The sequence below is a fragment of the Paracoccus sp. M683 genome (assembly GCF_007096355.1).
Lineage (GTDB): Bacteria > Pseudomonadota > Alphaproteobacteria > Rhodobacterales > Rhodobacteraceae > Paracoccus.
The window spans coordinates 504,343-528,565 of the sequence record NZ_VKDF01000004.1 but is presented as its reverse complement, the minus strand read 5'-3'; the positions used below and the strand labels follow the sequence as shown (position 1 = coordinate 528,565).

The 24,223-nt window shown below is 65.2% G+C and carries 26 protein-coding genes; 12 read left to right on the top strand and 14 right to left on the bottom strand.

The window, feature by feature from the left end; translation table 11 throughout:
- Window positions 1-66: 66 nt before the first annotated feature.
- Window positions 67-375, bottom strand: a complete 309-nt coding sequence (locus FNJ84_RS09355; RefSeq protein WP_143792831.1) for a hypothetical protein — start codon at window positions 373-375, stop codon at window positions 67-69.
- A 69-nt stretch (window positions 376-444) separates the two neighbouring features.
- Window positions 445-1,824 (bottom strand): FAD-binding oxidoreductase, encoded by a 1,380-nt coding sequence (locus FNJ84_RS09350; protein ID WP_143792830.1) that lies wholly within the window; start codon window positions 1,822-1,824, stop codon window positions 445-447.
- A gap of 169 nt (window positions 1,825-1,993) precedes the next feature.
- Here FNJ84_RS09350 and FNJ84_RS09345 point away from each other — a divergent pair, with 169 nt between their 5' ends.
- From FNJ84_RS09345 to FNJ84_RS09335, 3 genes are read left to right on the top strand one after another with little or no spacing between them, the layout of a single operon-like run.
- Complete coding sequence (locus tag FNJ84_RS09345) at window positions 1,994-2,887, top strand: glycosyltransferase family 8 protein (RefSeq protein WP_143792829.1); 894 nt, start codon at window positions 1,994-1,996, stop codon at window positions 2,885-2,887.
- Window positions 2,888-2,915: 28 nt separating this feature from the next.
- Window positions 2,916-3,728: an NAD(P)-dependent oxidoreductase gene (locus tag FNJ84_RS09340; protein WP_143792828.1), complete on the top strand. Its 813-nt coding sequence runs from the start codon at window positions 2,916-2,918 to the stop codon at window positions 3,726-3,728.
- 29 nt (window positions 3,729-3,757) lie between these two features.
- Window positions 3,758-5,470: a chloride channel protein gene (locus FNJ84_RS09335; RefSeq protein ID WP_143792827.1), complete on the top strand. Its 1,713-nt coding sequence runs from the start codon at window positions 3,758-3,760 to the stop codon at window positions 5,468-5,470.
- Between the two features lie 88 nt (window positions 5,471-5,558).
- Here FNJ84_RS09335 and FNJ84_RS09330 read toward each other — a convergent pair whose 3' ends face one another.
- The 5 genes from FNJ84_RS09330 to FNJ84_RS09310 all read right to left on the bottom strand — a co-directional run bounded on the left by FNJ84_RS09330 (window position 5,559) and on the right by FNJ84_RS09310 (window position 8,238).
- Window positions 5,559-6,116 (bottom strand): F0F1 ATP synthase subunit B, encoded by a 558-nt coding sequence (locus tag FNJ84_RS09330; RefSeq protein WP_143792826.1) that lies wholly within the window; start codon window positions 6,114-6,116, stop codon window positions 5,559-5,561.
- The gene (locus FNJ84_RS09325) at window positions 6,113-6,739 is read right to left on the bottom strand and encodes a F0F1 ATP synthase subunit B' (RefSeq protein WP_143792825.1); all 627 of its coding nucleotides are present in this window, start codon (window positions 6,737-6,739) and stop codon (window positions 6,113-6,115) included. The genes FNJ84_RS09330 and FNJ84_RS09325 overlap by 4 nt, the downstream gene beginning before the upstream one ends.
- An 81-nt stretch (window positions 6,740-6,820) precedes the next feature.
- A complete protein-coding gene (locus tag FNJ84_RS09320; RefSeq protein ID WP_143792824.1) occupies window positions 6,821-7,057 on the bottom strand; it encodes a F0F1 ATP synthase subunit C in 237 nt (78 codons plus the stop codon).
- A 60-nt stretch (window positions 7,058-7,117) separates the two neighbouring features.
- Entirely contained in the window at window positions 7,118-7,867 is a 750-nt protein-coding gene (locus FNJ84_RS09315) for a F0F1 ATP synthase subunit A (protein WP_255471126.1), read from the bottom strand.
- 2 nt (window positions 7,868-7,869) lie between these two features.
- A complete protein-coding gene (locus FNJ84_RS09310) occupies window positions 7,870-8,238 on the bottom strand; it encodes an AtpZ/AtpI family protein (protein ID WP_143793045.1) in 369 nt (122 codons plus the stop codon).
- Window positions 8,239-8,442: 204 nt separating this feature from the next.
- On the opposite strand from FNJ84_RS09310, the gene FNJ84_RS09305 reads away from it, so the two are divergent.
- The 7 genes from FNJ84_RS09305 to FNJ84_RS09275 all read left to right on the top strand — a co-directional run bounded on the left by FNJ84_RS09305 (window position 8,443) and on the right by FNJ84_RS09275 (window position 13,304).
- Window positions 8,443-8,811 carry a helix-turn-helix transcriptional regulator gene (locus tag FNJ84_RS09305; RefSeq protein ID WP_143792823.1) on the top strand — a complete coding sequence of 123 codons (369 nt, stop codon included), beginning with the start codon at window positions 8,443-8,445 and terminating at the stop codon, window positions 8,809-8,811.
- On the top strand, window positions 8,795-9,676 hold the full coding sequence (locus FNJ84_RS09300) for a PfkB family carbohydrate kinase (RefSeq protein WP_143792822.1): 882 nt from the start codon (window positions 8,795-8,797) through the stop codon (window positions 9,674-9,676). Before FNJ84_RS09305 ends, FNJ84_RS09300 begins: the two co-directional genes overlap by 17 nt.
- A gap of 95 nt (window positions 9,677-9,771) precedes the next feature.
- Entirely contained in the window at window positions 9,772-10,473 is a 702-nt protein-coding gene (gene queC / locus FNJ84_RS09295; protein ID WP_143792821.1) for a 7-cyano-7-deazaguanine synthase QueC, read from the top strand.
- Window positions 10,473-10,826 (top strand): 6-carboxytetrahydropterin synthase QueD, encoded by a 354-nt coding sequence (gene queD / locus FNJ84_RS09290; RefSeq protein ID WP_143792820.1) that lies wholly within the window; start codon window positions 10,473-10,475, stop codon window positions 10,824-10,826. The genes queC and queD overlap by 1 nt, the downstream gene beginning before the upstream one ends.
- Entirely contained in the window at window positions 10,823-11,530 is a 708-nt protein-coding gene (gene queE / locus FNJ84_RS09285) for a 7-carboxy-7-deazaguanine synthase QueE (RefSeq protein WP_143792819.1), read from the top strand. The genes queD and queE overlap by 4 nt, the downstream gene beginning before the upstream one ends.
- A gap of 60 nt (window positions 11,531-11,590) precedes the next feature.
- Window positions 11,591-12,520, top strand: coding sequence for a pseudouridine-5'-phosphate glycosidase (locus tag FNJ84_RS09280; RefSeq protein ID WP_143792818.1), 930 nt, complete (start codon window positions 11,591-11,593; stop codon window positions 12,518-12,520).
- 67 nt (window positions 12,521-12,587) lie between these two features.
- Window positions 12,588-13,304 carry a DUF502 domain-containing protein gene (locus tag FNJ84_RS09275; RefSeq protein WP_143792817.1) on the top strand — a complete coding sequence of 239 codons (717 nt, stop codon included), beginning with the start codon at window positions 12,588-12,590 and terminating at the stop codon, window positions 13,302-13,304.
- On the opposite strand, the gene FNJ84_RS09270 is transcribed toward FNJ84_RS09275, so the two are convergent.
- From FNJ84_RS09270 to prfB, 3 genes are all read right to left on the bottom strand, one after another.
- The gene (locus tag FNJ84_RS09270) at window positions 13,241-14,314 is read right to left on the bottom strand and encodes a patatin-like phospholipase family protein (protein WP_143792816.1); all 1,074 of its coding nucleotides are present in this window, start codon (window positions 14,312-14,314) and stop codon (window positions 13,241-13,243) included. The two genes, FNJ84_RS09275 and FNJ84_RS09270, sit on opposite strands and share 64 nt — an antisense overlap.
- A gap of 123 nt (window positions 14,315-14,437) precedes the next feature.
- The gene (locus FNJ84_RS09265) at window positions 14,438-15,424 is read right to left on the bottom strand and encodes an aldo/keto reductase (protein WP_255471124.1); all 987 of its coding nucleotides are present in this window, start codon (window positions 15,422-15,424) and stop codon (window positions 14,438-14,440) included.
- Between the two features lie 117 nt (window positions 15,425-15,541).
- Entirely contained in the window at window positions 15,542-16,669 is a 1,128-nt protein-coding gene (prfB, locus tag FNJ84_RS09260) for a peptide chain release factor 2 (protein WP_143792815.1), read from the bottom strand.
- A gap of 303 nt (window positions 16,670-16,972) precedes the next feature.
- Here prfB and FNJ84_RS09255 point away from each other — a divergent pair, with 303 nt between their 5' ends.
- Window positions 16,973-17,533, top strand: a complete 561-nt coding sequence (locus tag FNJ84_RS09255; RefSeq protein ID WP_143792814.1) for a ribosome-inactivating family protein — start codon at window positions 16,973-16,975, stop codon at window positions 17,531-17,533.
- Window positions 17,534-17,598: 65 nt separating this feature from the next.
- On the top strand, window positions 17,599-18,060 hold the full coding sequence (locus tag FNJ84_RS09250) for a hypothetical protein (RefSeq protein WP_143792813.1): 462 nt from the start codon (window positions 17,599-17,601) through the stop codon (window positions 18,058-18,060).
- A gap of 29 nt (window positions 18,061-18,089) precedes the next feature.
- Here FNJ84_RS09250 and FNJ84_RS09245 read toward each other — a convergent pair whose 3' ends face one another.
- From FNJ84_RS09245 to FNJ84_RS09230, 4 genes are all read right to left on the bottom strand, one after another.
- On the bottom strand, window positions 18,090-20,639 hold the full coding sequence (locus tag FNJ84_RS09245; RefSeq protein ID WP_143792812.1) for a penicillin-binding protein 1A: 2,550 nt from the start codon (window positions 20,637-20,639) through the stop codon (window positions 18,090-18,092).
- Between the two features lie 88 nt (window positions 20,640-20,727).
- On the bottom strand, window positions 20,728-21,567 hold the full coding sequence (locus tag FNJ84_RS09240) for an oxaloacetate decarboxylase (protein WP_143793043.1): 840 nt from the start codon (window positions 21,565-21,567) through the stop codon (window positions 20,728-20,730).
- Window positions 21,568-21,647: 80 nt separating this feature from the next.
- Entirely contained in the window at window positions 21,648-22,883 is a 1,236-nt protein-coding gene (locus FNJ84_RS09235; protein WP_143792811.1) for an N-acetylmuramoyl-L-alanine amidase, read from the bottom strand.
- Window positions 22,880-24,016, bottom strand: coding sequence for a pyridoxal phosphate-dependent aminotransferase (locus FNJ84_RS09230; protein ID WP_143792810.1), 1,137 nt, complete (start codon window positions 24,014-24,016; stop codon window positions 22,880-22,882). The genes FNJ84_RS09235 and FNJ84_RS09230 overlap by 4 nt, the downstream gene beginning before the upstream one ends.
- Window positions 24,017-24,223 lie beyond the last annotated feature (207 nt).

The window sequence follows — 24,223 nt, the reverse complement described above, 5'->3', positions numbered from 1 at the left end:
AAGCGTGAGGGAAAGTCACCGTGCCGCGTTGGTCACGAGTGCGTCAGTTTGGAATCACGCTGGACTCTAAGTGCCGCAGGTCTGACCCGTCAGCAACGTATACGAAAAGCTTCCATCAGCGTTCCGGTCAGAACGATATTTCTTTGAAAAGTCAGGTCCTTCCGTCCAGATTCTGAAATAGGCCTGCGCGGTAGACATATCCGTTCTTTCAACGATCGCCTCATAAATCTGGCTCTCGCTTGCACTGCAAGCATTGGTCTCCAGGATCCAATCTACAACGGCGGGCAGATTCATTGGATCGGGTTCAGCCGTCTGAGCGAATACGGGCGATGCAGAGATGATGATGGCGGCGGCCAGATGGTATTTTGGCAGCATGTCGACAACCCTTCACAGATGATCGACTGAAGCGAGCATACCACAACATCGCCAGCTGAAAAGGCGCCTTTAGTTCCGGTCCGGCACCAGCTTGCCGGGGTTGAGGATGTTGTTGGGGTCCAGCGCCGCCTTGATCACGCCCATCACCGCCCAGGCTTCGCCATGCTGCTCGGCCATCAGCCCGCGCTTGCCGATGCCCACACCATGTTCGCCGCTGATCGTCCCGCCCACGGCCAGCGCGCGTTCCGCCATGCGCCGGGCCAGCGCCTTGGCGCGTTTCAGTTCCTCTTCATTGCCCGGCTCGACCAGCAGGGCGGAATGGAAATTGCCGTCCCCCACATGGCCAAGGATCGGCCCGACCATGCCATCGGCGGCAATATCGGCATGGGCGGCGGCAACAGCGCCGGGCAGCTCCGACATGGGCACGCAGATATCGGTGACCACCGCCGTGCTGCCCGGCCGCACCGACAGTTGCGCCGGGAAGGCCTGATGGCGCATCTTCCACAGGGCATTTCGATCCTCGGCCGTGGCGGCCCATTCGAAACCCTCGCCGCCGAAATCGTTGACCAGTTCGCCAAAGCGTTGGGCATCGCTGGCGACCGATTCCTCGCTGCCGTGGAATTCGATCATCAGATGCGGCTTTTCGGTCATGTTACGCCCGGCGTAACCGTTGAAGGCACGGACCGAGACCTCGTCGATGAACTCGATCCGGGCCATGGGAATGCCCGACTGGATCGTCGCGGTGACGCATTCGACCGCGCCGTCCAGGGTCGGAAAGGCGCAGATGGCGGCCGCGATCTTTTCAGGCTGGCCATGCAGGCGCAGCGTCAGCTCGGTGATGATCCCCAGCGTGCCCTCGGACCCGACGATCAGCGCCGTCAGGTCATAGCCGGCGCTGCTTTTGGCCGCCCGCGTGCCGGTGCGGATGATACGGCCGTCCGCCAGAACCACCTCTAGCGCCAGAACGTTGTCGCGCATGGTGCCATAGCGCACCGCCGTGGTGCCGCTGGCCCGCGTCGCGGCCATGCCGCCAAGGCTGGCATTGGCGCCGGGATCGACCGGAAAGAACAGCCCCGTGGCCCGCAATTCGGTGTTCAGCTCTTCCCGCGTCAGGCCGGGCTGGATGGTGGCCTGCATATCGCCTGCCCTGACCTCCAGCACCTTGTTCATCCGGCTCATGTCCAGTGTCAGCCCACCCTGAACCGCCAGCGCATGCCCTTCCAGCGAGGTGCCCGTGCCCCAACCGATCACCGGCACCCGATGCGCATTGCACAGCCGCAGGATGGCCGAGACCTCGGCCGTGGTTTCGGGCCATGCCACCGCATCGGGCGGCGGCGCCTGATGATAGCTTTCGGACGCGCCGTGATGATCACGGTCGGCCTGGCCAAGCGACAGGCGCTGGTCCAGCAGGGATGACAGTTCGGACAGCAGGGATTCGGGGATAGCCATGGCACAACCTCTGATAGGTGGATAACAGCTTATCCGGCCCGGCGGGGCTGGGAAAGCACCCAACCCGCTGACATAATTCCGCCACACAAGCGTCATCGGGGCGTCATCTGCGGGAACTAGCTTCCGGTCAGGCTCGTTTCAGGCCGGTGAGGCAAAGGATTGGTCGGAAATGACATCTGAACGCATTAGCCAGTTCTCGCATCCGACCGAACGGCGCAGCGGCTATCGCATCGCGCCGGGGTTGCGAGCCGAGTTGCCGGCAAGGGCCGAACGGGCCTTTGTCACCCTGGTCACCAATGCCGATTACCTGCCCGGCGCCGAGGCGCTGGTCAGATCGCTGCGCCTGTCGGGAACGGGTGCCGATATCGCCGTGATGCACCGCCATCTGCCGGCCGAGGGTCTGGCCAGGCTGCGCGCCCTTGGCGCCCGCCTGATCGAGGCCGATCTGCTGCCGACCAGCCAGGGGTTCGACATGACCCATGCCCGCGATGCGCTGCATGCCCGTGCGGCCTTTACCCGCGGCACCAAGCCCGATTTCCACACGCCACTGGACAATTTCGTCAAGCTTCGACTGTGGCAGCTTGACTATGCGCGCTGCGTCTTTATCGACGCCGATGCGATCGTGCTGCGCCCCATCGACAAGCTGTTCGACTTTCCCGAATTTTGCGCCGCCCCCAATGTCTATGAGGGGCTGGACGGCTTTCACCGCATGAACTCGGGCGTGTTCACCGCCCGCCCCGACCCGGAAACCTTTCGCCGCATGCTGGCACGGCTGGACCGGCCCGGCATGTTCTGGCCCCGCACCGACCAGACATTCCTGCAAGATTATTTCCCCGATTGGTATGGGCTGCCGATCCAGTACAACCTGCTGCAATATGTCTGGATCAACATGCCGCAGCTGTGGAACTGGGACGATATTCACGTGCTGCATTATCAATATGAAAAGCCTTGGGACGACCACGCCAAGGCCCAGGAACTCGGCCCCCTGATCGAGCTGTGGCGCCAGATCGCCGCCGGCGGCCCAGTGCCCGATCTGGCCAGTCAGCGCCGCCCCGCCGCGTGAACCGCCGCACGACATTTCCGCCGGCACGATGAAAATCGCACTGACCGGCGCCACCGGCATTCTTGGCAGTTTCATCGCCGAGACGATCACACGGTCCGGGCACAAGTTGAACCGGCTGCCGGGCTATCGGCTTGGCGACAGCCCGGATCTTGCGGGCCATGATGCGCTGATCCATGCCGCCTTTGCCCATGTCCCCGGGCGCTATCGCGGGGGCGAGGGCGATGATCCGCAGGGCTTTCGCCAGTTGAACGTGAACGGCACGGCAAAGCTGTTCCGGGCGGCCGCGGATGCCGGTGTCGGGCGCGTGGTGTTCCTGTCATCGCGCGCGGTGCATGATGGCCACCCGCCGGCCATGCGTCTGGCCGACGACCTGCCGGCCAACCCGACAACGCTTTACGGCCAGGTCAAGGCCGAAGCCGAGGCCACGCTGGCCGCCCTGCCCCTTGCCGGAACTTCGCTGCGCGCAACGGGTGTCTATGGGCCGGGCCGGGCGCATAAGTGGCGCGGGCTGTTTGCCGATTACCTTGCCGGCCGCCCCATCCCCCCACGCGTCGCGACCGAAGTGCATGTGGCCGACCTGTCGGCCGCCGTGATGCTGGCCCTGCGGCCCGATGCGCCTGCCACGCTGAATGTCAGCGACCTGGTCCTTGACCGTCGTGATCTGCTGGCTGAACTGGCCCGGCTGACTGGCAGCAGCCACCCCCTGCCCATGCGTGCCGATGCCACCACGCTGCGCGTTCCCGATTGCGCCCGGCTGCTGGCGCTTGGCTGGCGGCCCGGCGGGATGGCGCGGCTGCAAGCCAGCCTGCCAAGCATGCTGGACCCGAACGGCGATTTGTGATTCGCTGGTGCCATCAAGGGGATGGCGGCATGATCTTTGAAAGGCTGGGCTGGATCGGCAAGGGGTGGCGCTATGCCAAGGGGCGTTGCGCCCATGCGATGCAGGTGATGCGCGATCGCGGCCCCACCAATATCCAGTTCTGGCTGCTGGCGCTGCTGATCGGGATCGGCGCGGGCTTTGCCGCACTTGGTTTTCGCCTGGGGATCAGCGCGCTGCAACGCGCCATCTATGGCGCCGATGATCTGACCCTGGCCAGCGCCGGCGCGCATCTGCCCTGGTATTGGGTGCTGGTCGTGCCGATCATCGGCGGCTTTGTCGTCGGCGTGATCCTTGACCGTTTCACCCCTGACGGGCGCTGCCGCGCGGTGTCGGACGTGATCGAGGGCGCCGCGCTGGATGGCGGACGGGTCGAGGTGAAAGAGGGGCTGGCCTCGGCCGCCGCCTCGCTGATCACGCTTGGCACCGGGGGCAGTTCCGGGCGCGAGGGGCCGGTGGTGCATCTGGCCGGTGTCATCTCGACCATGGTGGCCAACCGAATCAAGGCCAGCCCGATGACGGGCCGCGACCTGTTGGGATGCGCGGTGGCAGGCGCGGTCGCGGCCAGCTTCAACGCCCCCATCGCCGGCGCGCTGTTCGCGCACGAGGTCGTGCTGCGCCATTTTGCCTTGCATGCCTTTGCCCCCATCGCCATTGCGGCAGTCGCCGGCACCGTCATCAACCGGCTGGAATTTGGCAATGTCACCGAATTCGACCTGCCCACCGGCAGCGATCTGGCTTTCTATATCGAGCTGCCGGCATTCATGCTGCTGGGCCTGCTTTGCGCGCTGGTCGCCGCCGCGCTGATGAAGGCGGTGTTCAGCGCCGATGATTTCGCCGCGCATGTCATGGGGCGGACCGGCTGGCCGCGCTGGCTGCGGCCCACCATCGCCGGCGCGGTTCTGGGACTGATCGCCATCCCCTTCCCCCATATCATCGGCGTCGGCTATGAAACCACATCGGCCGCGCTGACCGGCCGTATCGGCCTGGTCGAGGCGATGACCTTTGCCGCCGTCAAGGCCGCGGCCGTCGCCATCACCCTTGGCGGGCGCATGGGCGGCGGGATCTTTTCGCCCTCGCTGGTCATGGGCGCGCTGACCGGGCTGGCCTTCGGCATCGTCGCCACGAATTTCCTGCCCGATCTGTCTGGCGCGGAAACGCTGTATGCGCTGGCGGGCATGGGCGCAGTGGCGGCGGCGGTGCTGGGGGCGCCGATCTCGACCGCGCTGATCGTGTTCGAGATGACCGGCGACTGGCAGACCGGGATCGCGGTGATGACGGCGGTGTCGCTGTCCTCGGCCCTGGCCTCGCGGCTGGTGCATCGGTCCTTCTTCCTGACCCAGCTTGAAAATCGCGGCGTCCGCATCGCCGAGGGGCCACAGGTCTGGCTGCCTCAGAAGATGCGCATCAGCACCATCCTGCGTCCCCTGGACGCGGATAACAGCCCGCCCGTGGACCTGATCCGCAATATCGTCGCCTCGGGGCGGGCGCTGACCGAAGGGATGCGGCTGTTTCAGGCGCTGGCCGAGTTCGAACGAACCGGCGCCGCCTTCCTGCCGGTGATCCGCCCGCCAAAGGAAGCTCAGCCCGGAACCGATCCGGCCGAGCTGCCCGAGCCAGAGATCGTCGGCGTCATCTACCATGTCGATGCGTTGCGGGCGCTGAACCAGGCCCTGACCGAGGCAGCGGCCGAAGAACACAGCTAGGCACCGCCCGGCGCAGACCGGCAATGGAAAACCCCGGCCATTGCGGGCCGGGGTCAGTTCACTGTCCTGTTCTGTCTTTTCTGACGGCTCAGTTCAGCCGACGCGCCACTTCGTCGATGGCGTCGTCGATACCGGCAGAGCGCTGGCCCGATGCGACCTGCTTGCCCAGAATTTCCGAAGCGGCAGCCACGGCGGCCTGAACGGCGCGGTCGCGCACGGCACGCACCGCATCGCTTTCTGCGCCGGCGATCTGGTCCTCGGCGGCCTTCAGCCGGCGGGCGATCGACAGTTTCAGATCCTCGCGCGCCTTGGCGGCTTGGCCTTCGGCTTCGCGCTTGGCATTGGCCACGATCTCATCCGCCTGGGTTTTCACCTCGCGCTGGCGCCGCTCATAGCTGGCATAGATCTCCTGCGCCTCTTCGCGCAGGCGACGGGCCTCGTCCAGATCGGCACGGATGCCTTCGGCCCGCTTGTCCAGCATGCCGCCGATGATCGAGGGGATCTTGAAATAGATCAGGATGCCGACGAAAACCAGAAAGGCGATGGTGACGATGAAATCGGTGTTCCGCAGCGAAAAGAACGAACCCGAAGCGGCAAAAGCCGGGCTGGCCGACAAAGCCAGCGCGAATGCGGTCAGTTTCTTCATTGCTGAACCCCTTTCAGCCGGCTGTCGACGGCCCCGTCGATCTGCCCCTGGTCGGCATTGCCACCAAAGACGCGCACCAGCTCGGCCGTGACATCGCGTGCCACCGACTGAGAATCGGCCAGCGCCGATGCACGGATCTCGCCAATGCGCTTTTCCGATTCCACCGTGCGGGCGGCAATCTCGGCATCGGCATCGGCAATCGCGGCATCCAGCTGTTTCTGGATCTCGGCGCGGTTGGCGGCGACGATCTTCTGCGCCTCGCTGCGGGCCTCGGCCAGTGCCGCGTCATAGGCGGCCTCGGCATCCTTGGCCTTCTGCTTGAATTCCTCGGCCGCCATCAGATCGCCGGTGATCGCGCCCTGGCGATCCGACAGAACGGCGGCAATGCGCGGCAGCGCCACGCGCGACAGCACCCAGTACAGGACCAGCATCGTGACCACGAGCCAGAAGATCTGGTTCGGGAAGGTGCTGAAATCCAGCTGCGGCATGCCCGCACCCGAGGCGGCTTCCGCCCCATGCGCAGCTGCGTCGACAGCTTGCCCGGCGGCCTCGGCCCCGTGCTCGGCGACTTCCTCGCTATGTTCGACCGCAGTTGTGGCGGCCTCTTGCAACAGGCTGAACATGTCCTATCCCCTTGGCCTTTCAGGTCACGAAGGGGTGGTTGCGCATCCGCGCCCCCACCCCGCCGCAAGGATGGGGCTGGATCAGACCGCGAACATCAGCAGAAGCGCGACGAGGAACGCGAAGATCCCCAGAGCTTCCGCGAAGGCGATGCCGATGAACAGCGTCGCGGTCTGGCCAGCGGCGGCCGACGGGTTGCGCAGCGCGCCCGACAGGAAGTTGCCGGCGACGTGGCCCACACCGATGGCAGCAGCGCCCGAACCGATAGCGGCCAGACCGGCACCGATGTATTGACCCAGTTCTGCGATATTCCCTTCCATGAGTGTCTCTCCTTGCGGTTGGAATGGTGAATTGGTTGAAATCCCGGCTGCGGGCGGGCCTTAGTGGCCCGGATGCAGCGCGTCCTTCAGATAGACGCAGGTCAGGATGGTAAAGACATAGGCCTGGATAAAGGCGACCAGCACCTCAAGCCCATACATGGCGACCACGGCAGCGATCGACAGCGGCGAAACCAGCGCGATGGCGGCGAAACCGGCGAAAACCTTGATCACGGCGTGACCGGCCATCAGGTTGCCGGCAAGTCGGATCGAGTGGCTGACGGGGCGCACGAAATAGCTGATCACCTCGATGATGGCCAGGATCGGGCGCAGCGCCAGCGGCGCCGAAGTGACCCAGAACAGCCCCAGAAAATGGGTGCCGTTCTTGACGAAACCGATCACGGTCACGCTGATGAATACGGCCAGCGCCAGAACGCCGGTCACGGCGATATGCGAGGTGACGGTAAAGGCCTTGGGCAGCAGACCCAGCATGTTGGCAAACGCGATGAACAGGAACAGGCACATGATATACGGGAAGTATTTCAGCCCGTCCTTGCCGGTCACGTCCTCGACCATCTTGTGAACCATGCCATAGCCCAGTTCGGCGATGGACTGCACGCGGTTCGGCACGATCGCGCGGCCGCGGGTGCCGAATACGAACAACCCGACCACGCAAAGCAGGATGATGCCCATCCACAGGGTCACGTTCGTCGGCGTATACCACTGGACCGGACCGTCGCCGAACAGCGGCTTGACGATGAACTGATTCATCGGGTGGAATTCCAGGCCCGTGCCTTCTGCTTCCGTCGCCACAGTCAGTCCCTTTCGTCCTCGTCGTCATCGGCCAGATCGGCCGGCGGATTACCCGTGCCGGGCGCGCTGCCCGACTTTCGCTGCAATTCGGCCGCGGTGCGCATCATGGTTTTGACGCCGGCCGCGAGGCCGAGAAATAAGAATATGACCAGCAGGAACGGCGTGGTGCCGAACAGCTTGTCCAACCCGAAACCGACCCCGAAACCGATTCCCAGCCCCGCCACCAGCTCGATCACCATACGCCAGGCCAGATGCGCCTGATCATGGGAAGCCATTGGCTTTGGCCCGTCATCGGTCTTGGTCAGGCGTGACAGCCGCGTCTCAAGATCGCGCAACCGGGCCGCATCTTCCGCCCTTTCCGCATCACTCAAGGGCCCCTCGGCCATGTCTCACGCCCCCGTTACAGGTTGAGGGGGGTGATAGGGGCTGCACAGCCCCGAGTCAAGCAGTCCGGCAAATCATTCAATACATTGAAATCATGGCACATTATGAAAAGCGCCATATCGGAGACTGCGGCTTGCAATCGCCGGCGGCCCCGGCGATATTCAACCGCCCGGTTGACTATCATCGCTGCCATGACCCTTGAAAACGACCGCCTCGACCAGATTTTCGCCGCCCTCGCCGATCCGACACGGCGGCGGGTGCTGTCGATGCTGCTGGAAGATGACATGGCCGTCAGCGACGTGGCGGAACCCTTTCAAATGAGCCTTGCCGCCATCTCGAAACACCTCGCCACGCTTGCCGCCGCCGGTCTGATCCGGCAGGAACGCCGCGGCCGGATCACCTGGTGCAAGCTGGAGCCGGCGGGCATGCGGGCGGCCTCGGTCTGGATGCAGGGCTTCGGGCAGTTCGATCCGGTGGACCTGGACGATTTCGAACGCTTCCTTCAGGCCGAGATGTCCGATTGGAACAACAAGGGTGATGATGATGACCAACCAGCCTGACATCCTGTGCATCGGGGCGATGCTGTGGGACGTGATCGGCCGGGCGCCGCGCGCCATGCGGGCCGGCCATGATGTGCCGGGCCGCATCGCCCATATTCCCGGCGGCGTTGCGCTGAACGTGGCCGTGGCTCTGGCCCGGCGGGGGCTGCGGCCTGCCGTCCTGTCCGCCGTCGGCACCGAACCCGAGGGCGATGCACTGGTGGCCCAAAGCATCCGCCTTGGCGTGATGACCGATCATCTTCTGCGCGATCCCGAGCTGCCGACCGACTGCTATATGGCCGTCGAGGACAATGCCGGCCTGGTCGCCGCCATTGCCGACGCCCATTCGCTTGAGGCCGCGGGCGAGCGGATCCTGACACCTTTGGATGGCACGCTTGCGGGCTGGGCCGGGCCGGTGGTGCTGGACGGCAACCTGACGGAACGCCTGCTGGCCCGCATTGCCGCCGACCCGCGCCTGGCCCGCGCCGATCTGCGCGTCGTGCCCGCCAGCCCCGGCAAGGCCGAGCGTCTGACCCCGCTGATCGCCACCGGGCGCGGCTGCTTCTATCTGAACCGGCTGGAGGGCGAGATCATCGCCGGCATCCCCTGCGCCGATGCCGTCACCGCGGCCGAGGCCGTGGTGGCCCGTGGCGCGCGCCGCGTCATCGTCACCGATGGCGGCGAGCGGGTCGCCGATGCCATGGCGGGCCAGCCCACCCTGACCGCCACGCCCCCCGCCGTCCGCATCGCCCGGATCACCGGCGCGGGCGATTGCTTTCTGGCCGCGCATCTGGTGGCCGAACAGACCGGCGCCGACCGCGAGACCGCCTTGCAGGCCGCGACCCAGGCGGCTGCGGCGCATGTGGCCGGCAAGGACCTGCCCTGACACCAACACGCGATTGCCTTTCCCGCGCATGGGGCCTATCAGCCCCGCCCATACCGGTCGCAGCCTACCCGGTCATCAAAACAAGGACTGACATCATGAAAACCCTCGTCGTCTGCTCTGGCGGACTGGATTCCGTATCGCTGGCCCATATCACCGCCGCTGACGGCGCGCTAAGCCGGCTGGTCTCCTTCGATTATGGCCAGCGCCACCGCAAGGAACTGGATTTCGCCGCGCATTGCGCCCGCAGGCTGGCCGTGCCCCATCATATCATCGACATGCGCGGCATTGGGGCGGCGCTGACGGGGTCGGCGCTGACCGACGATCTGGACGTGCCCGACGGCCATTACGCCGAGGATACGATGCGCATCACCGTGGTGCCGAACCGCAATGCGATCATGCTGACCATCGCCTATGGCATCGCCGCCGCGCAGGGCGACGGCGCCGTGGCCGCCGCCGTGCATGGCGGCGACCATTTCATCTATCCCGATTGCCGCCCCGGCTTTACCGAGGCCTTCGACCGCATGCAGCGCGCGGCACTGGACGGATATGCCGAAGTGGCGCTGCTGACCCCCTTCGTGCGGCAAAGCAAGGCCGAGATCGTGCGGGCAGGCGCTGCCGTGGCCACGCCCTTTGCCCTGACCTGGTCCTGCTACAAGGGCGGCGCGCAGCATTGCGGCCGCTGCGGCACCTGCGTCGAGCGGCGCGAGGCCTTCGACCTGGCCGGCATCCCCGACCCGACCGAATATGCAGACCCGGATTTCTGGCGTCAGGCCATCGCGGCAAAGGCGCAGGCCTGATGTATCGGATCAGCAAGGAATTTCACTTCTCGGCCTCACACCGGCTGGATCACCTGCCCGAGGATCACCAATGCGCGCGGCTGCATGGCCATAACTATGTGGTGGTCGTGGAACTGGCCGCCAGCGATCTGAACGCCGATGGCTTTGTGCGGGACTATCACGAATTGTCGGCGCTGAAGGCCTATATCGACGATCATTTTGACCACCGGCACCTGAATGACGTGTTGGCCGGCCCGTCGACCGCCGAAAACCTCGCCCGGCATTTCTTTGACTGGTGCCACGCCCGCTGGCCCGAAACGGCCGCCATCCGCGTTTCGGAAACCCCAAAGACCTGGGCGGAATACCGGCCGTGACGACCCTGCGCATCGCCGAAATCTTTGGCCCGACCGTGCAGGGCGAAGGCGCACTGATTGGCCAGCCGACCGTATTCATCCGCGCAGGCGGCTGCGACTATCGCTGTTCCTGGTGCGACTCGATGCACGCCGTGGACAGCGCCTTTCGCGCCACCTGGGCACCGATGAGCCCCGCGGCGATCTGGGACCGGGTCGAGGCGCTGTCGGGCGGGCGCCCCCTGACGGTGTCGATCTCGGGCGGCAATCCGGCCATTCAGGATTTTGCGCCGGTGATCGGGCTGGGTCGGGCGCGGGGATATGGCTTTGCCTGCGAAACCCAAGGGTCCGTGGCAAGGCCTTGGTTCGCGGCGCTTGACATGCTTGTCCTCAGCCCCAAACCGCCCTCAAGCGGTGAAACCGTCGATTGGGATGCCTTCGCGGATTGCCTCAGGGCGGCGGACGGCGCGCGGGCGATCATGAAGATCGTGATCTTCGACGAGGCCGATTACACATGGGCAAGGGCGGCAGCGGCGCGGCACCCGGACCTTCCGCTTTATCTGCAACCCGGCAATCCCCAGGTCGATCCCGACCAGCCGGTCGATCTGGCCGCCGCCACCGCGCGCCTGCGCTGGCTGATCGGCAAGGTGACCGACGATGGCTGGTTCACCGCCCGCGTGCTGCCGCAGCTGCATGTGCTGGTCTGGGGCAATGAACGCGGCGTCTGAAGCCCTTGCCAGACGATGCCGGTCATGCGACCAGCCGGCAAACGCAAACGGAGCCGCATCATGACCACCGCCCCCCTCACCTTCTCGCCCGAGGTTCGCGCAGCACTGGATGCGGGCCATCCGGTCGTGGCGTTGGAATCGACGATCATCACCCATGGGATGCCCTTTCCCCAAAACCTGGACATGGCGCGCAATGTCGAGGCCACGATCCGCGAAAACGGCGCCACGCCCGCCACGATCGCCGTCATGGGCGGGCAGATCCATATCGGCCTGGACGATGCGGCTTTGCAGGCGCTGGCCCAGACCGATCCGGCGCAGGTGATGAAGCTGTCCCGCGCCGATCTGGCCGTCTGCGTCGCCAATGGCCGCACCGGCGCCACCACCGTGGCCGCAACGATGATCTGCGCCGCGCTGGCCGGCATCCGGGTCTTTGCCACCGGCGGCATCGGCGGGGTGCATCGCGGGGCCGAGACCAGCTTTGACATCAGCGCCGACTTGCAGGAACTGGCCCACAGCCCGGTGACGGTGATCGCCGCCGGGGCCAAAGCCATCCTGGACCTGCCCAAAACGCTGGAGGTGCTGGAAACACTGGGCGTTCCCGTCATCGCCTATGGGCAAGACGCCTTCCCGGCCTTCTGGTCGCGCGATTCCGGTCTGGCCGCGCCGCTGCGCATGGACAGCCCGGCCCAGATTGCCGCCGCCGCCGCCATGCGCGCCACCCTTGGCCTGCCCGGCGGTCAACTGGTCGCCAACCCGATCCCTGCGGCTGACGAAATCGCGGCCGGGATCATCAATCCGGTGATCGAACAGGCGCTGGCCGAGGCCGCGACCCAGGGCATCGCCGCCAAATCGGTGACGCCGTTTCTGCTGGGCCGCATCTTCGAGCTGACGAATGGCCGCTCGCTGGCCTCGAACATCGCCCTGGTGCTGAACAATGCGCGACTTGGCGCGCGGATCGCCGTGGCCATGGCCGAAGAACCGGCGGTTTGATGAAATTTTGATGACCGGTGCCCGCCACGCTTGACGCAGGGGGCGGGCATCCCCGAAACCTTGCGCCATGGCCAGACGCAAACGACCCGACCCGCTGAACCTGCAACCGCAGCCGCACCGCAAGCCGGGGCTGATGGCGGGGCTGCGCGCCTCGTTCCTGACCGGGCTGGTGGTGATCCTGCCCATCGCAGTGACCTTCTGGCTGATCTGGACGCTGATGGGCTGGATCGACAGCTGGGTGCTGCCGATGGTGCCGGCAGGGTGGCGGCCGGAACATTACATCGGCATCAACCTGCGCGGCGTGGGCGTCATCTTCTTCTTCGTCTTTACCGTGCTGATCGGCTGGATCGCCAAGGGCTTTCTGGGCCGCTCGCTGCTGCGCTTTGGCGAAAGGGTGGTCGACCGCATGCCCATCGTCCGCAGCGTCTATGGCGGCGTCAAGCAGATCGCCGAAACCATCGTCGCCCAGAACGAATCCCGCTTTGACCATGCCTGCCTGGTCGAATATCCGCGCAAGGGCATGTGGGGCATCGGATTTGTCGCCGGCCCCGCCAAGGGTGAGATCGCCCATGGCAGCGAACGCCCCCTGCTGGCCGTCTTTGTGCCGACCACGCCCAACCCGACCTCGGGTTTTCTGCTGTATGTGCCCGAAGATGACGTCGAATTCCTGGACATGAGCATCGAGGACGCGGCCAAGCTGATCATCTCTGCCGGCCTGGTCTATCCCTCTGCGCGCAAGGCCATCACACCCGAGAACAGCCCCGCCAAATCGACCGAATCGTGATGGTTCAGCGCATCGGCATGATCGTCCAGAAAGGCACTGGCGGCGGCCTGCCCGGCCTGTTTCATCCGGTGCAACATCCCCGGCGCCGGCATCAGCTTTGACCGCGCATTCAGGTCGTTCATCAGCACGTCATCCATGATCATGTGAACCAGCACATTCTTCATCGGGCGGTCATGCAGCCGCTCCTCGGCATAAAGGCGTTTAACGAAATTGATCGCGCGCAACTCGCTCATCAGCGAGGCGTTGAAGCTGATCTCGTTGATGCGGTCCTGGATGTCGGCGGGCGTCCGCGGAATGGCGTCGCGCATCATCGGATTGATGTTGACGATCACGATGTCACGCGGCAGCGACGCATCATACAGCGGAAACAGCGCCGGGTTGCCGGTATAGCCGCCATCCCAATAGGCCTCGCTTTTGCCGGTCGCCGGATCCTCGATCTCGACGGCGCGAAACAGCGTCGGCAGGCAGGCCGAGGCGGTCACCGCAGCAACGGACAACTGCTGCCCGCCAAAAACCCGGATCCGCCCGGTCCGCACATTGGTGGCCGACACGTAAAGCCGAGGCCCCTTGTCCGACCAGAAAACCGGGTGCGGCATCTCGGTCAGGATCGGGCGCAGCGGGTTGCTGTAGAACGGGCCGGAATCATAGGGGCTGATGATCCGGGTCAGGTTCTCCAGCCAGGCGGCGGGGGTGAACATCTCGGTCCAGCGCTGCATGCCATGCGGCATCGGCAGGACCGAGCTGATCCAGCGCACGACCCGGTTATCGCTGACATCGCTGACCTGGTTCCACAGATAGGTCAGGTTCTGCTTGGCCGCCCTGCGCCCGGCCGCCCCGCCAAGCGCCAGCCCGGCCTTCAGCGCGGCGCCATTCAAGGCCCCGGCCGAGGTGCCGCTGACCCCCTCGATCACCAGCCAGTCCTCATCCAACAGGCGATCCAGAACCCCCCAGGCAAAGGCGCCATGCGCGCCACCGCCCTGAAGGGCAAGGTTGATCCGTTTCGTCTTCAATCCAATTCCCCACGCGTTCCGGCCGATGCCGTCCAACCTGAAATCACCGCCCTGCCCTCGCTTTGATGTAAATATCCTGGGGGGAGGTCGCCTGCGACCGGGGGGCAAAGCCCCCCTCTTTCTTCAGCAATAGTCCTCGGGACCGCGCGCCTGCTCGGGACTGTAACGCGCACCATGGGCGAAGCCGGCGGGCAGGATCCGTTCGATCTCGGTCAGATCGGTGGCCGTCAACTCCAGCACGGCGCCGCGAGCATTGGCCTCCATATGCGCCGCGCTGCGCGAACCGGGCAGCGCGATCACATGGGGGGCACGGCTCAGCAACCAGGCGATGGCCAGGGCCTCGGGGCTGCGACCGGTCTCGCGGGCATAGTCGACGAACAGGCTGATCCGCGCCAGGTTGCGCGGATAGTTCACGGCGTCGAAACGCGGCATGGTTCGGCGCAGATCGCCCTTGTCGAACGCCGCCGGATCGGGCGGCGTCTTGGTCAGCATCCCGCGCCCAAGCGCCGAAAACGCCACCAGCGCGGCGCCATGCCGCGCGCAGGCCTGAACCATCCCCAGCTCCGGCAGCCGCGTCCACAGCGAATATTCCGACTGCACCGCCGCAATGGGCGCTACCGCCGCCGCGCGATCCAGCGTTGCGGGCGAGACCTCGGACAGACCGATCGCGCGGATCTTGCCCTGCTCGCGGAACCGCGCCATCTGGCCGATGACATCCTCGACCGGAACCGAGGGGTCGCGCCGGTGGATATAGTACAGATCCAGATGATCGACCTTCAGCCGCTGCAAAGATTCATCAAGACATTGCGCCAGATAGGCCGGTTCATTGTTGAAGGGCCGATCAGATTGACGGGTGATGCCCGCCTTGCTGGCCAGCACGACCTGATCGCGCCGCCCCGCCAGAAAGCGCGACAACAATTCCTCGGACCTGCCCATGCCATAGACATTCGACGTGTCGAAATGGTTCATCCCCAGATCGACGCAGCGCGCCATGCAGCGCATCGCCTCGTCGGGATCGCCCGGCGCATAGGCCCCCACGAAGTTCATCGTGCCAAGCGCCACGGCGCCGATCTGCGGGCCGTCGCGACCCAGCTGGCGTTTCTGCATCATCTGCTCTCCGTCATTGCCGCGCGATCCTGCCCGCCCGGCAGCGGAATGAAAACCCCGACCCGAACGCAGAGCCGGCCATTCACATCGTTGCCGCCATATCAGGCCGCGACGACAGGCCTAGTCCTCGGCATTGGCCTCGGCGCGGCTTTTTCCAGCGACATCCAGCGCCAGTGTGGCGGCCATGAAGGCATCCAGATCACCATCCAGAACGCCCTGAGTGTCGCTGGTTTCCTCGCCGGTGCGCAGGTCCTTCACCATCTGATAGGGTTGCAGCACATAGGACCGGATCTGGTTGCCCCAGCCCGCATCGCCCTTGGCATCATGCTGGGCGTTGATGGCGGCGTTGCGGCGGTCCAACTCGGCCTGATACAGCCGCGATTTCAGCGCAGCCATGGCGTTCGCACGGTTCTGGTGCTGCGATTTTTCCGAACTGGTCACGACAATCCCGGTCGGCAGGTGGGTGATGCGCACGGCCGAATCGGTGGTGTTCACGTGCTGCCCACCGGCCCCGGACGAACGATAGGTGTCGATGCGGATCTCGTTATCGGGAATGGTGATCTCGATATTGTCGTCCACCACCGGATAGACCCAGACCGATGAAAACGAGGTATGCCTCCGCGCCGCGCTGTCATAGGGGCTGATGCGGACCAGCCGGTGCACGCCGCTTTCCGATTTCAGCCAGCCATAGGCATTATGGCCGCTGATCTTGTAGGCCGCCGACCGGATGCCGGCCTCTTCGCCGGCGCTTTCGCTCATCAACTCGACGTCATAGCCCTTCTTCTCGGCCCAACGCACATACATCCGCGCCAGCATGCTGGCCCAGTCACAGCTTTCGGTGCCGCCCGCGCCCGCGTTGATTTCAAGGAAGGTGTCATTGCCATCGGCCTCGCCGTTCAGCAGCGCCTCCAACTCTTTCTGGGCGGCGTCGGCGGCCAGCGCCTTCAGGTTGGTCTCGGCCTCGGCCACCAGATCGGCATCGCCTTCCTCGCCGGCCAGTTCAACCATCTCGGCATTGGCATCCAGATCGGCGCTGATCCGGCGATAGGTCTCGACCGCCTCGGACAGGGCCTGACGTTCGCGCATCAGCTTTTGCGCGCGTTCGGGATCGGACCACAGATCGCCATCCTCGATCATGGCGTTCATCTCTTCCAGGCGGTGCGGTGCGGTGTCCCAATCCATCCGCTGCCCCAGCAGGGTCAGCGATTTGCGGATGGCGTCAATGGTGGCCTGGGTTTCTGCGCGCATCGGACTTCCTCGGGTATCGTCAAGGCAGCACAGATAACGCGCGCGGACGCCACGAACAAGGGTGGCACTGACTGCGCCAACCGCTGATGCACCCCGCCCCGCATTGCAGATCGGACGGCAGCGACGTCGCAAGACGATTTTCCCGCCAATTCCGCATCCATTCTATATAAAGAGATTTCGTCAGATTTCATATTGCATCGACGGGAAGTTACTGCCGCATGAATTGCACCAAACTATTGCAGATCAGCCCGTGGTGGTGCTAGCCATGGCATAACCGCTTTGCCTTGCAAGAGGAGAACGTTAATGACCAAGAACGAATATATTGCGAATATCACCGCACTCAATCGGACCTTGGCGACTTTAGAGGCCGCAACCGGGGATCTTGTCCCTCGCACCGCAGGGGCTGCCAATTGCGTGGAAGTCGAGGTCGGATTTTCTTTGGCCAGACGTGTAAAGCTGATGATCCAATACGGTGATCTTTACATTCAGGGATTCAGAAACAAGGACGGTGAATTATTCCTGTTTGCCGGATCTAAATATAATGGCAGCGGCGCCGTTGCATCCCAGTTCAACGGCAAAACCGATTACGGCAGCCTGGGTTGGTCACGACATAGCGGGAAAACCGTGACGCTTGATGATCTGGATAATGCGCTGACGACGTTCTACAATGCCAAGGCTGGCACGACGACCTTCGCCAATGTCCAGAATGCAATGCTGTGCTGCGCCCTTGGCTTTGCCGAGGCGCTGCGTTTTCAGGACGTCAGCATGGCCGTCATGAACGGCACCGAAATCGCCAGCGCCGATGTCGACTGGAGCGCGCGCACCAAGGCCAATGACTACAAGGTGCGGGTAAAGCACCGCTGACCTTGCCGCATACCTGCTGCGCGCCGAGGCTGGCAGCGACCCGACCTTATCAGAAAGAAGGCCCGATGAAGATCGTCATTCCCATCGCCCTCGCATCCCTGGTTGCGGCCTGCGTCTCGGCCACGCTGCGCCCTGCCGGCGGTGGCTGGGGCGACGCGCCTGCGGTGACCGCCGATGATTACAGCCTGCAAGACGCGGCGCAGTTCGGCCTGACCGGGCAGGAATCGCTGGACGAGGCCGCCGCGATCATCCAGTCGAGGCTGCAAAACCCGCCGAACGAGCCGGTTGAAGGCAACTACAAGGAAACCATCAACGTCTATTCGGGCGAGATCATCGGCCTGCCGCGCGGCGCGGTGGTGATGACGCGCGAGAACCTGTCGGATGACGCCGCGCGCAGCGTTCAGGATGTCATCGAGTTCAACGTCTCGAAGGAAACCCAGGCCGCCAGCGTCACAGCCTATGGCACCCGGTATCAATGCTGGCGGGTGTCCAATCCTGATCGCTGGACCAACCGCCCCTGCCCCTGAGACAGGTCGCGGCCGCTGTCCGGCCCTAGTTAATACAGCCCGCCCGAACTCAGCGTGCCGAAATCGGCCTTTTTCGGGATGACCCGCTGCTGCCCGGTCGAGGTGGTGATCGCGGTTGCTGCACCGCTGTCGGCGCTGGCCTGCCAGGGCAGCACCACGTCGCCATCGCCAAAGCCCGACACGATCAGCGGCGCGCCCCAGTTCGGATCGGCGCCCTCGCGGAAATATTCGGCGATCACGTCGGCGCCGGTGGCGTCGTCAGGCAGGCGCTGGCCGGTGATGCGGTTGATCTTGACCCAATAGCCGCCCGGAGGCACCCGGAAGTCCGACCCGCCATATTTCTTGACCGCCTCGCGCATGAAGGCGTTGAACACCGGCACGCACAGCGTCCCGCCATAGGCATCACTGCCCAGGGTGCGTGGCTGGTCATAGCCCAGATAGCAGCCGGCAACGATATTGCTGGAAAAGCCGATGAACCACACGTCCTTGGCGTCGTTGGTGGTGCCGGTCTTGCCCGCGATCGGCACCGGCAGGTTCACGCCCTTGCCCGAGCCGCGCTTGACCACGCCTTCCATCATCGAGGTCAACTGATAGGCGGTCACCGCATCCATCACCCGCTCGCGGTTATTGTCGATGACCGGGGCCTGACCGGCGGGCAGGGCCTGCTGGCCGCAGGTTTCGCAGACCCGCTTGTCGTGACGATAGATGGTGCGCCCGCGCCGGTCCTGCACGCGGTCGACCAGCGTGGGTTCGACCCGCTCGCCGCCATTGGCGAACATGGCATAGGCCGCGACCATCTTGAACAGCGTGGTTTCCTGCGCGCCAAGGCTGTTGGCCAGGAACGGATCAAGATGGTCATAGACGCCGAAACGTTCGGCATATTCGGCCACCCGGTCCATCCCGATATCCTGGGCGATGCGGATGGTCATCAGGTTTCTGGACTGTTCGATCCCGGTGCGCAGCGGCGTCGGGCCATAGAAACGCCCACCCGCATTCTTGGGCGTCCACAGCCCCTGCGGGGTGTTCACCTTGATCGCCTCGTCCACGACGATGGTGGCAGGGGTATAGTTATTGTCCAAGGCTGCGGCATAGACGAAGGGCTTGAAGCTGGACCCCGGCTGACGCATCGCCTGCGTGGCGCGGTTGAAGACCGAGGACTGATAGCTGAACCCACCCTGCATCGCCACGACGCGGCCGGTATTGACGTCCATCGCCATGAAGCCGCCCTGAACCTCGGGCACCTGCCGCAGGGTCCAGCGGATGAAGCTGCCGTCATTGTCATCGGTCATGGCGCGCACCAGCACCACATCGCCCACATCCAGCAGATCCGAGGCGACCCGTGCACGCGGCCCCAGCCCGCCCTCGGCCAGACGCTTGCGCGCCCATTGCACATCCTTGGCCGGGATCCAGTGGCCGTCTGCATCTTCCTGAATGCCCTCGATGCCGATGCGAGCATCGCTTTGGCCCAGTTCCAGCACCACGGCGGGCATCCAGTCGGGAATGTCGCGCGGCACCTCGGCTTCGAACAGCGCACCGCGCCATGCGGCCTCGTCCGCCAGCTGCTCGGCCGGGATGGTCTGGCCGGTGCCGCGCCAGACACCACGGCCACGGTCATACTGTTCCAGCGCATCGCGCAAGGCCTTGCCGGCGACGGTCTGCATCTCGGGCTCGACCGTGGCGCGGATGGCCAGGCCACCGCCGAAAAACTCCTCTTGCCCAAACTCGCGGCTCAGCTGGCGGCGGATCTCGTCGGTGAAGTAATCGCGCGGCGGCAATTGCTGCTGGAACGAGGGGAAATCGCCGTTCTGGACACTGCGCAGGGGCAGCTCGGCCTCGGCTTCATAGGTCGCCTGGTCGATATAGCCGTTCTGCCACATCTCGCGCAGGACATAGTTGCGCCGCTCGGTCACACGGTCCTTGGCGCGAACTGGGTGATAGCGACCCGGCGCCTGCGGCATGGCGGCCAGGGTCGCGGCCTCGTGCGGGGACAGTTCGGACAGGGTCTTGTTGAAATAGGTCTGGGCGGCTGCCGCGACGCCAAAGCTGTTTTGGCCCAGGAAGATCTCGTTCAGATACAGTTCAAGGATCTGGTCCTTGGTCAGCGTGTGTTCCAGCCGGGTGGCCAGGATCAGTTCCTTGACCTTGCGTTCGACGCTGCGATCGCTGGACAGCAGGAAGTTCTTCATCACCTGCTGGGTGATGGTCGAGGCCCCCCGCACGCTTTCCCCGCGCGACTGCACCGCCTGCACCGCAGCACCGATGATGCCACGGATGTCATAGCCAGGATGGTTATAGAAATTCTTGTCCTCGGCGCTGATGAAGGCCTGCTTGACCAGATCGGGGATTTCCTCGATCGGCACGAACAGGCGCCGTTCCTCGGCAAATTCGTCGATCAGGCGGCCTTCGCCGGAATAGATGCGGCTGATCGTCTTGGGCGTATACTGGGCCAGCGTTTCGTGACTGGGCAGGTCGCGCGAATAGATCCAGAAGATCCCGCCAACGGTCAGCGCCCCGAAGACAAGGGCCGTCACGACCCAAGAGAAGATGCCACCGAAGAAAGAGAGAATACCGCGGATCAAGGGCCGGACCTTTCGTGAATCGCCTGCCTCTATAGTCTGCGGGGGTTGGCGCGTCAAAACAACCTTGGGTTATCGCGGCGCGGCGCTTTCAGACACGGCCTGCCTGCTTTTCCTGCGACATCAGCGCCGCGATGGTCGCATCGGGAATGGCGGCCTCGGCATAGGTGAAGGTGCCGGTCGACAGCACCTCTGTCGCGGCGCGCATCACCGCGCCCAGGGCGGCACGCGCGAAGGAACCGCCGACGCTGACGCGGCGCACGCCCGCATCTGCCAGATCCCGCAGCGAATGGGTGGACGCTGCCAACCCCATGACGACATTGACCGGCTTGCCCACCTCGCGGCAGACGGTGCGGATCGCATCCAGATCAGGCAGGCCCGGCGCATAAAGCACGTCGGCGCCTGCCTCGGAAAAGGCTTGCAGCCGCCGGATCGTATCGGCCAGATCGGGCCGGCCGCAGATGAAATTGTCGGCCCGCGCCGTCAGCAGGATGGGGCGCCCCCTCGTGGCCTCGGCGGCGGCGGCGACCCGGTCGACCGCCAGCGCGAAATCGTGGATGGGCGCCGCGGCCTGCCCGGTCGCATCCTCGATCGAGCCGCCGACCAGCCCGGCATCGCAGGCCAGTTGCATGGTCAGGGCGCAGGTTTCGGGCGCGCGGCCAAAGCCATCCTCAAGATCGGCCGATACAGGCAGGCTGGTCGCCGCGACGATCTCGGCCGCGTTGGTCAGGATCTCGTCACGCGACAGGCCGGCGAAGGAATCCCGCCGCCCCCTGGAAAAGGCATAGCCCGCGCTGGTCGTCCCCAATGCCGCGAAGCCAAGCGAAGCCAGAAGCCGGGCCGAACCGGCATCCCACGGGTTCGGCATCACAAAGGCCGTCGCGCCCTGATGCAGCGCCCTGAAGCTTTCATATTTCGCCCATTGATCCATCACCGCCACCCGGTTCCCCCATGGTGGCGACAGGTTAGCAGATCGAAACAAAAAGGGAACGAATATCGACGGCAACGCGGCTATTGCCGCAGCAGCGCCGCCCGTGCGCCTTCGTCACGGGCCCATCCGCTGATCGCGGCGACCAGCGCGCCGACCATCTGCGATTGCCAGGCCGGATCGGTCAGATGGCTGCGGTCGGTCGGATCGGTCAGAAAGCCCAGCTCCAGCAGGACCGAGGGAATATCGGGCGATTTCAGCACCGAAAAGCGCGCCCCCTGAACCGGGCGACGATGCATGTCGATCCCCGAAAGCGCCATGCGCGAGGCCAGGAACTTGGCGAAATTCACTGACCGGGGCTGGGTTTCGGTGCGCACCATATCCATCAGCACACCCGCCAGCCCGTCATCGGTGCCCGTCAGGTCCAGCCCGGCCAGCAGGTCATCGCGGTCATGACGCTCGGCCAGAATGCGGGTGGCGGCGTCATTGGCGGCGGGATCCCACAGATAGATCGTCGCACCTGCGGCCTCGCCCGCAGGCAGGGCGTCGGCGTGAAGCGAGATGAACAGGTCAGCCCCTGCCTCGCGCGCGGCGGTCATCCGCGCCTCCAGCCCCAGAAAGCGATCATCGGCGCGGGTCAGCACCACGCCGATCCCGGCGCGTTCCAGCGCATCGCGCGCGGCAAGCGCGAAGGACAGCACGATCTTTGCCTCGGATTCCCCATCGGCCAGGGCGCCGGGGTCGATGCCGCCATGGCCGGGGTCCAGCGCCACCAGCAACCGGTCCGCCACAAGGCCATCCGGCTTGGCCGCATCGGCAGCCCCAACGCCAAGCTTCGCCGGATCGGGCAGGTTTCGCAGGGCGGCGGCGGCACTGGCGCGGGGGCGGAAATCCTCGGGCGGGACCGGCTTCAGCGCGATGGTCAGCCGGGGCTGCATCGCACGGGTCGACAGGCTGCTTTGGGTGATCGCATAGGGGCCGGGCAGTTCCGCCACGATCCGCGACCAGCCACGCTGGAATCGCCCCCACCGGATCGCGGGCACCAGGCCCGCGCCGAACAGCTGCGCGGGCTGTGCCGTGCCGAAATCCAGCCCCTTCAGGTCGACCACCAGCCGGGGCGGGCCATCCAGCAGAAAGACGCGGTAAGGCACCGGCTGATCAAGCGTCAGAACCAGTTCCATGGGCCGCGGGCGGCCACGGTCGCGCCCCTCGGCCGTCAATGCCGAGGCGCCCAGGTCCAGCCGCGCGGCATCCTGCGCCGCCGCGCCCTGCCCCGCCAGCATCGCCACCAGCAGCAGAAGCGAGGCGACCAGCCTCATCGCGCCGCCATGAAGGTTTGCAGCCGGGCCAGACCCTCGGCGATCTCGGGCGTCGAGCGGGCATAGGAAAAGCGCAGCATCCGACGGCCGCGATCGGCATCGAAATCGACACCAGGCGTGACGGCCACGCCGGCGCGGTCCAGGATCTCGGCGGCGAAGGCCACGCTGTCATCGGTATGGGCCGAGACATCAGCATAGATATAGAACGCGCCATCGGGCGGTGCGATGCGGTCGAAGCCGGCCTTGGGCAGGCCGTCCAGCATCAGCCGGCGGTTTTCGGCATAGGTGGCAAGATTGGCCTGTGCCTCGTCATGGCAATCCAGCGCGGCAAGCGCCGCGACCTGACTGGCATGGGGCGGGCAGATGAACAGGTTCTGCGCCAGCCGTTCCACCGTGCGCAGATGGGATTGCGGCACCACCATCCAGCCGACGCGCCAGCCGGTCATGCTGAAATACTTGCTGAAGGAATTGATGATGAACACGTCATCACTGATTTCCAGCGCTGAATGGGCGCGTTCCCCATAGCTGAGGCCGTGATATATCTCGTCAGAGATGACGGCCGTGCCCTGCGCCTGCGCGTGCTGGATCAGACCGCGCAGCGCATCCAGCGACAGCATCGTGCCCGAGGGATTGCCGGGCGAGGCCAGCATCAGCCCGGCCGCATCGGCGGGAATGTCCTGCGGCCGCGGTTGGAAACGATCTTCAAGCCGGGTCGGGATGGCGACGGGGTCCAGCGACATGGCCCGCATGATCTGGCGATAGCTGGGATAACCGGGCGCGCCCAAGGCCACCTTGTCGCCCGCGTCGAACAGCGCCGAAAAGGCCAGGATGAACGCCCCCGACGAGCCGGGCGTCACCACCACCCGCGCCGGATCCAGCGTGACGCCATACCAGCGCTGATAGAGATCCGCGATGCCTTGCCGCAATTCCGGGATGCCCAGTGCCACGGTATAGCCAAGCGGCTGGTCCAGCGCCGCCGCCAAGGCGCGGCGCGCGCCCTCGGGTGCCGGGGTGCTGGGCTGGCCGACCTCCATATGGATGACGCGACGACCTGCGGCCTCTGCGGCGCGCGCGGCCTCCATCACGTCCATGACGATGAACGGGTCCACCTGCCCGCGCTGTGACTGTCTCATCCGCTCTGCCCGTCTTCTTGCTTGTTTGGCGGATGTTCTAGCGCGGGGGCGGCCGCCGCTCCACCCTCTTTTGCGTCCCGCGATGGCCGGGGGTTTCACACCCCCGGACCCCCGTGGGATATTTGCCGGACCAAAGCAGGCTGGATCGGGGCCGATCATCACGCAGCCGTGTCCTTGCCATTATGGGTCTTGGGGCTAATGTGGCGC

What these genes read in the sequence shown, in the direction of transcription:
- FNJ84_RS09250 (WP_143792813.1), top strand. Translation starts at nt 17,599, where the DNA reads ATGAAGATCGTCATTCCCATCGCCCTCGCATCCCTGGTTGCGGCCTGC.
- FNJ84_RS09280 (WP_143792818.1), top strand. Translation starts at nt 11,591, where the DNA reads ATGACCACCGCCCCCCTCACCTTCTCGCCCGAGGTTCGCGCAGCACTG.
- FNJ84_RS09265 (WP_255471124.1), bottom strand. Translation starts at nt 15,424, where the DNA reads ATGATGCAGAAACGCCAGCTGGGTCGCGACGGCCCGCAGATCGGCGCC.
- FNJ84_RS09275 (WP_143792817.1), top strand. Translation starts at nt 12,588, where the DNA reads ATGGCCAGACGCAAACGACCCGACCCGCTGAACCTGCAACCGCAGCCG.
- FNJ84_RS09335 (WP_143792827.1), top strand. Translation starts at nt 3,758, where the DNA reads ATGATCTTTGAAAGGCTGGGCTGGATCGGCAAGGGGTGGCGCTATGCC.
- FNJ84_RS09300 (WP_143792822.1), top strand. Translation starts at nt 8,795, where the DNA reads ATGACCAACCAGCCTGACATCCTGTGCATCGGGGCGATGCTGTGGGAC.
- FNJ84_RS09325 (WP_143792825.1), bottom strand. Translation starts at nt 6,739, where the DNA reads ATGTTCAGCCTGTTGCAAGAGGCCGCCACAACTGCGGTCGAACATAGC.
- FNJ84_RS09255 (WP_143792814.1), top strand. Translation starts at nt 16,973, where the DNA reads ATGACCAAGAACGAATATATTGCGAATATCACCGCACTCAATCGGACC.
- FNJ84_RS09230 (WP_143792810.1), bottom strand. Translation starts at nt 24,016, where the DNA reads ATGAGACAGTCACAGCGCGGGCAGGTGGACCCGTTCATCGTCATGGAC.
- FNJ84_RS09340 (WP_143792828.1), top strand. Translation starts at nt 2,916, where the DNA reads ATGAAAATCGCACTGACCGGCGCCACCGGCATTCTTGGCAGTTTCATC.
- FNJ84_RS09350 (WP_143792830.1), bottom strand. Translation starts at nt 1,824, where the DNA reads ATGGCTATCCCCGAATCCCTGCTGTCCGAACTGTCATCCCTGCTGGAC.
- prfB (WP_143792815.1), bottom strand. Translation starts at nt 16,669, where the DNA reads ATGCGCGCAGAAACCCAGGCCACCATTGACGCCATCCGCAAATCGCTG.
- FNJ84_RS09345 (WP_143792829.1), top strand. Translation starts at nt 1,994, where the DNA reads ATGACATCTGAACGCATTAGCCAGTTCTCGCATCCGACCGAACGGCGC.
- queC (WP_143792821.1), top strand. Translation starts at nt 9,772, where the DNA reads ATGAAAACCCTCGTCGTCTGCTCTGGCGGACTGGATTCCGTATCGCTG.
- FNJ84_RS09240 (WP_143793043.1), bottom strand. Translation starts at nt 21,567, where the DNA reads ATGGATCAATGGGCGAAATATGAAAGCTTCAGGGCGCTGCATCAGGGC.
- FNJ84_RS09305 (WP_143792823.1), top strand. Translation starts at nt 8,443, where the DNA reads ATGACCCTTGAAAACGACCGCCTCGACCAGATTTTCGCCGCCCTCGCC.
- FNJ84_RS09355 (WP_143792831.1), bottom strand. Translation starts at nt 375, where the DNA reads ATGCTGCCAAAATACCATCTGGCCGCCGCCATCATCATCTCTGCATCG.
- FNJ84_RS09320 (WP_143792824.1), bottom strand. Translation starts at nt 7,057, where the DNA reads ATGGAAGGGAATATCGCAGAACTGGGTCAATACATCGGTGCCGGTCTG.
- FNJ84_RS09235 (WP_143792811.1), bottom strand. Translation starts at nt 22,883, where the DNA reads ATGAGGCTGGTCGCCTCGCTTCTGCTGCTGGTGGCGATGCTGGCGGGG.
- FNJ84_RS09330 (WP_143792826.1), bottom strand. Translation starts at nt 6,116, where the DNA reads ATGAAGAAACTGACCGCATTCGCGCTGGCTTTGTCGGCCAGCCCGGCT.
- queD (WP_143792820.1), top strand. Translation starts at nt 10,473, where the DNA reads ATGTATCGGATCAGCAAGGAATTTCACTTCTCGGCCTCACACCGGCTG.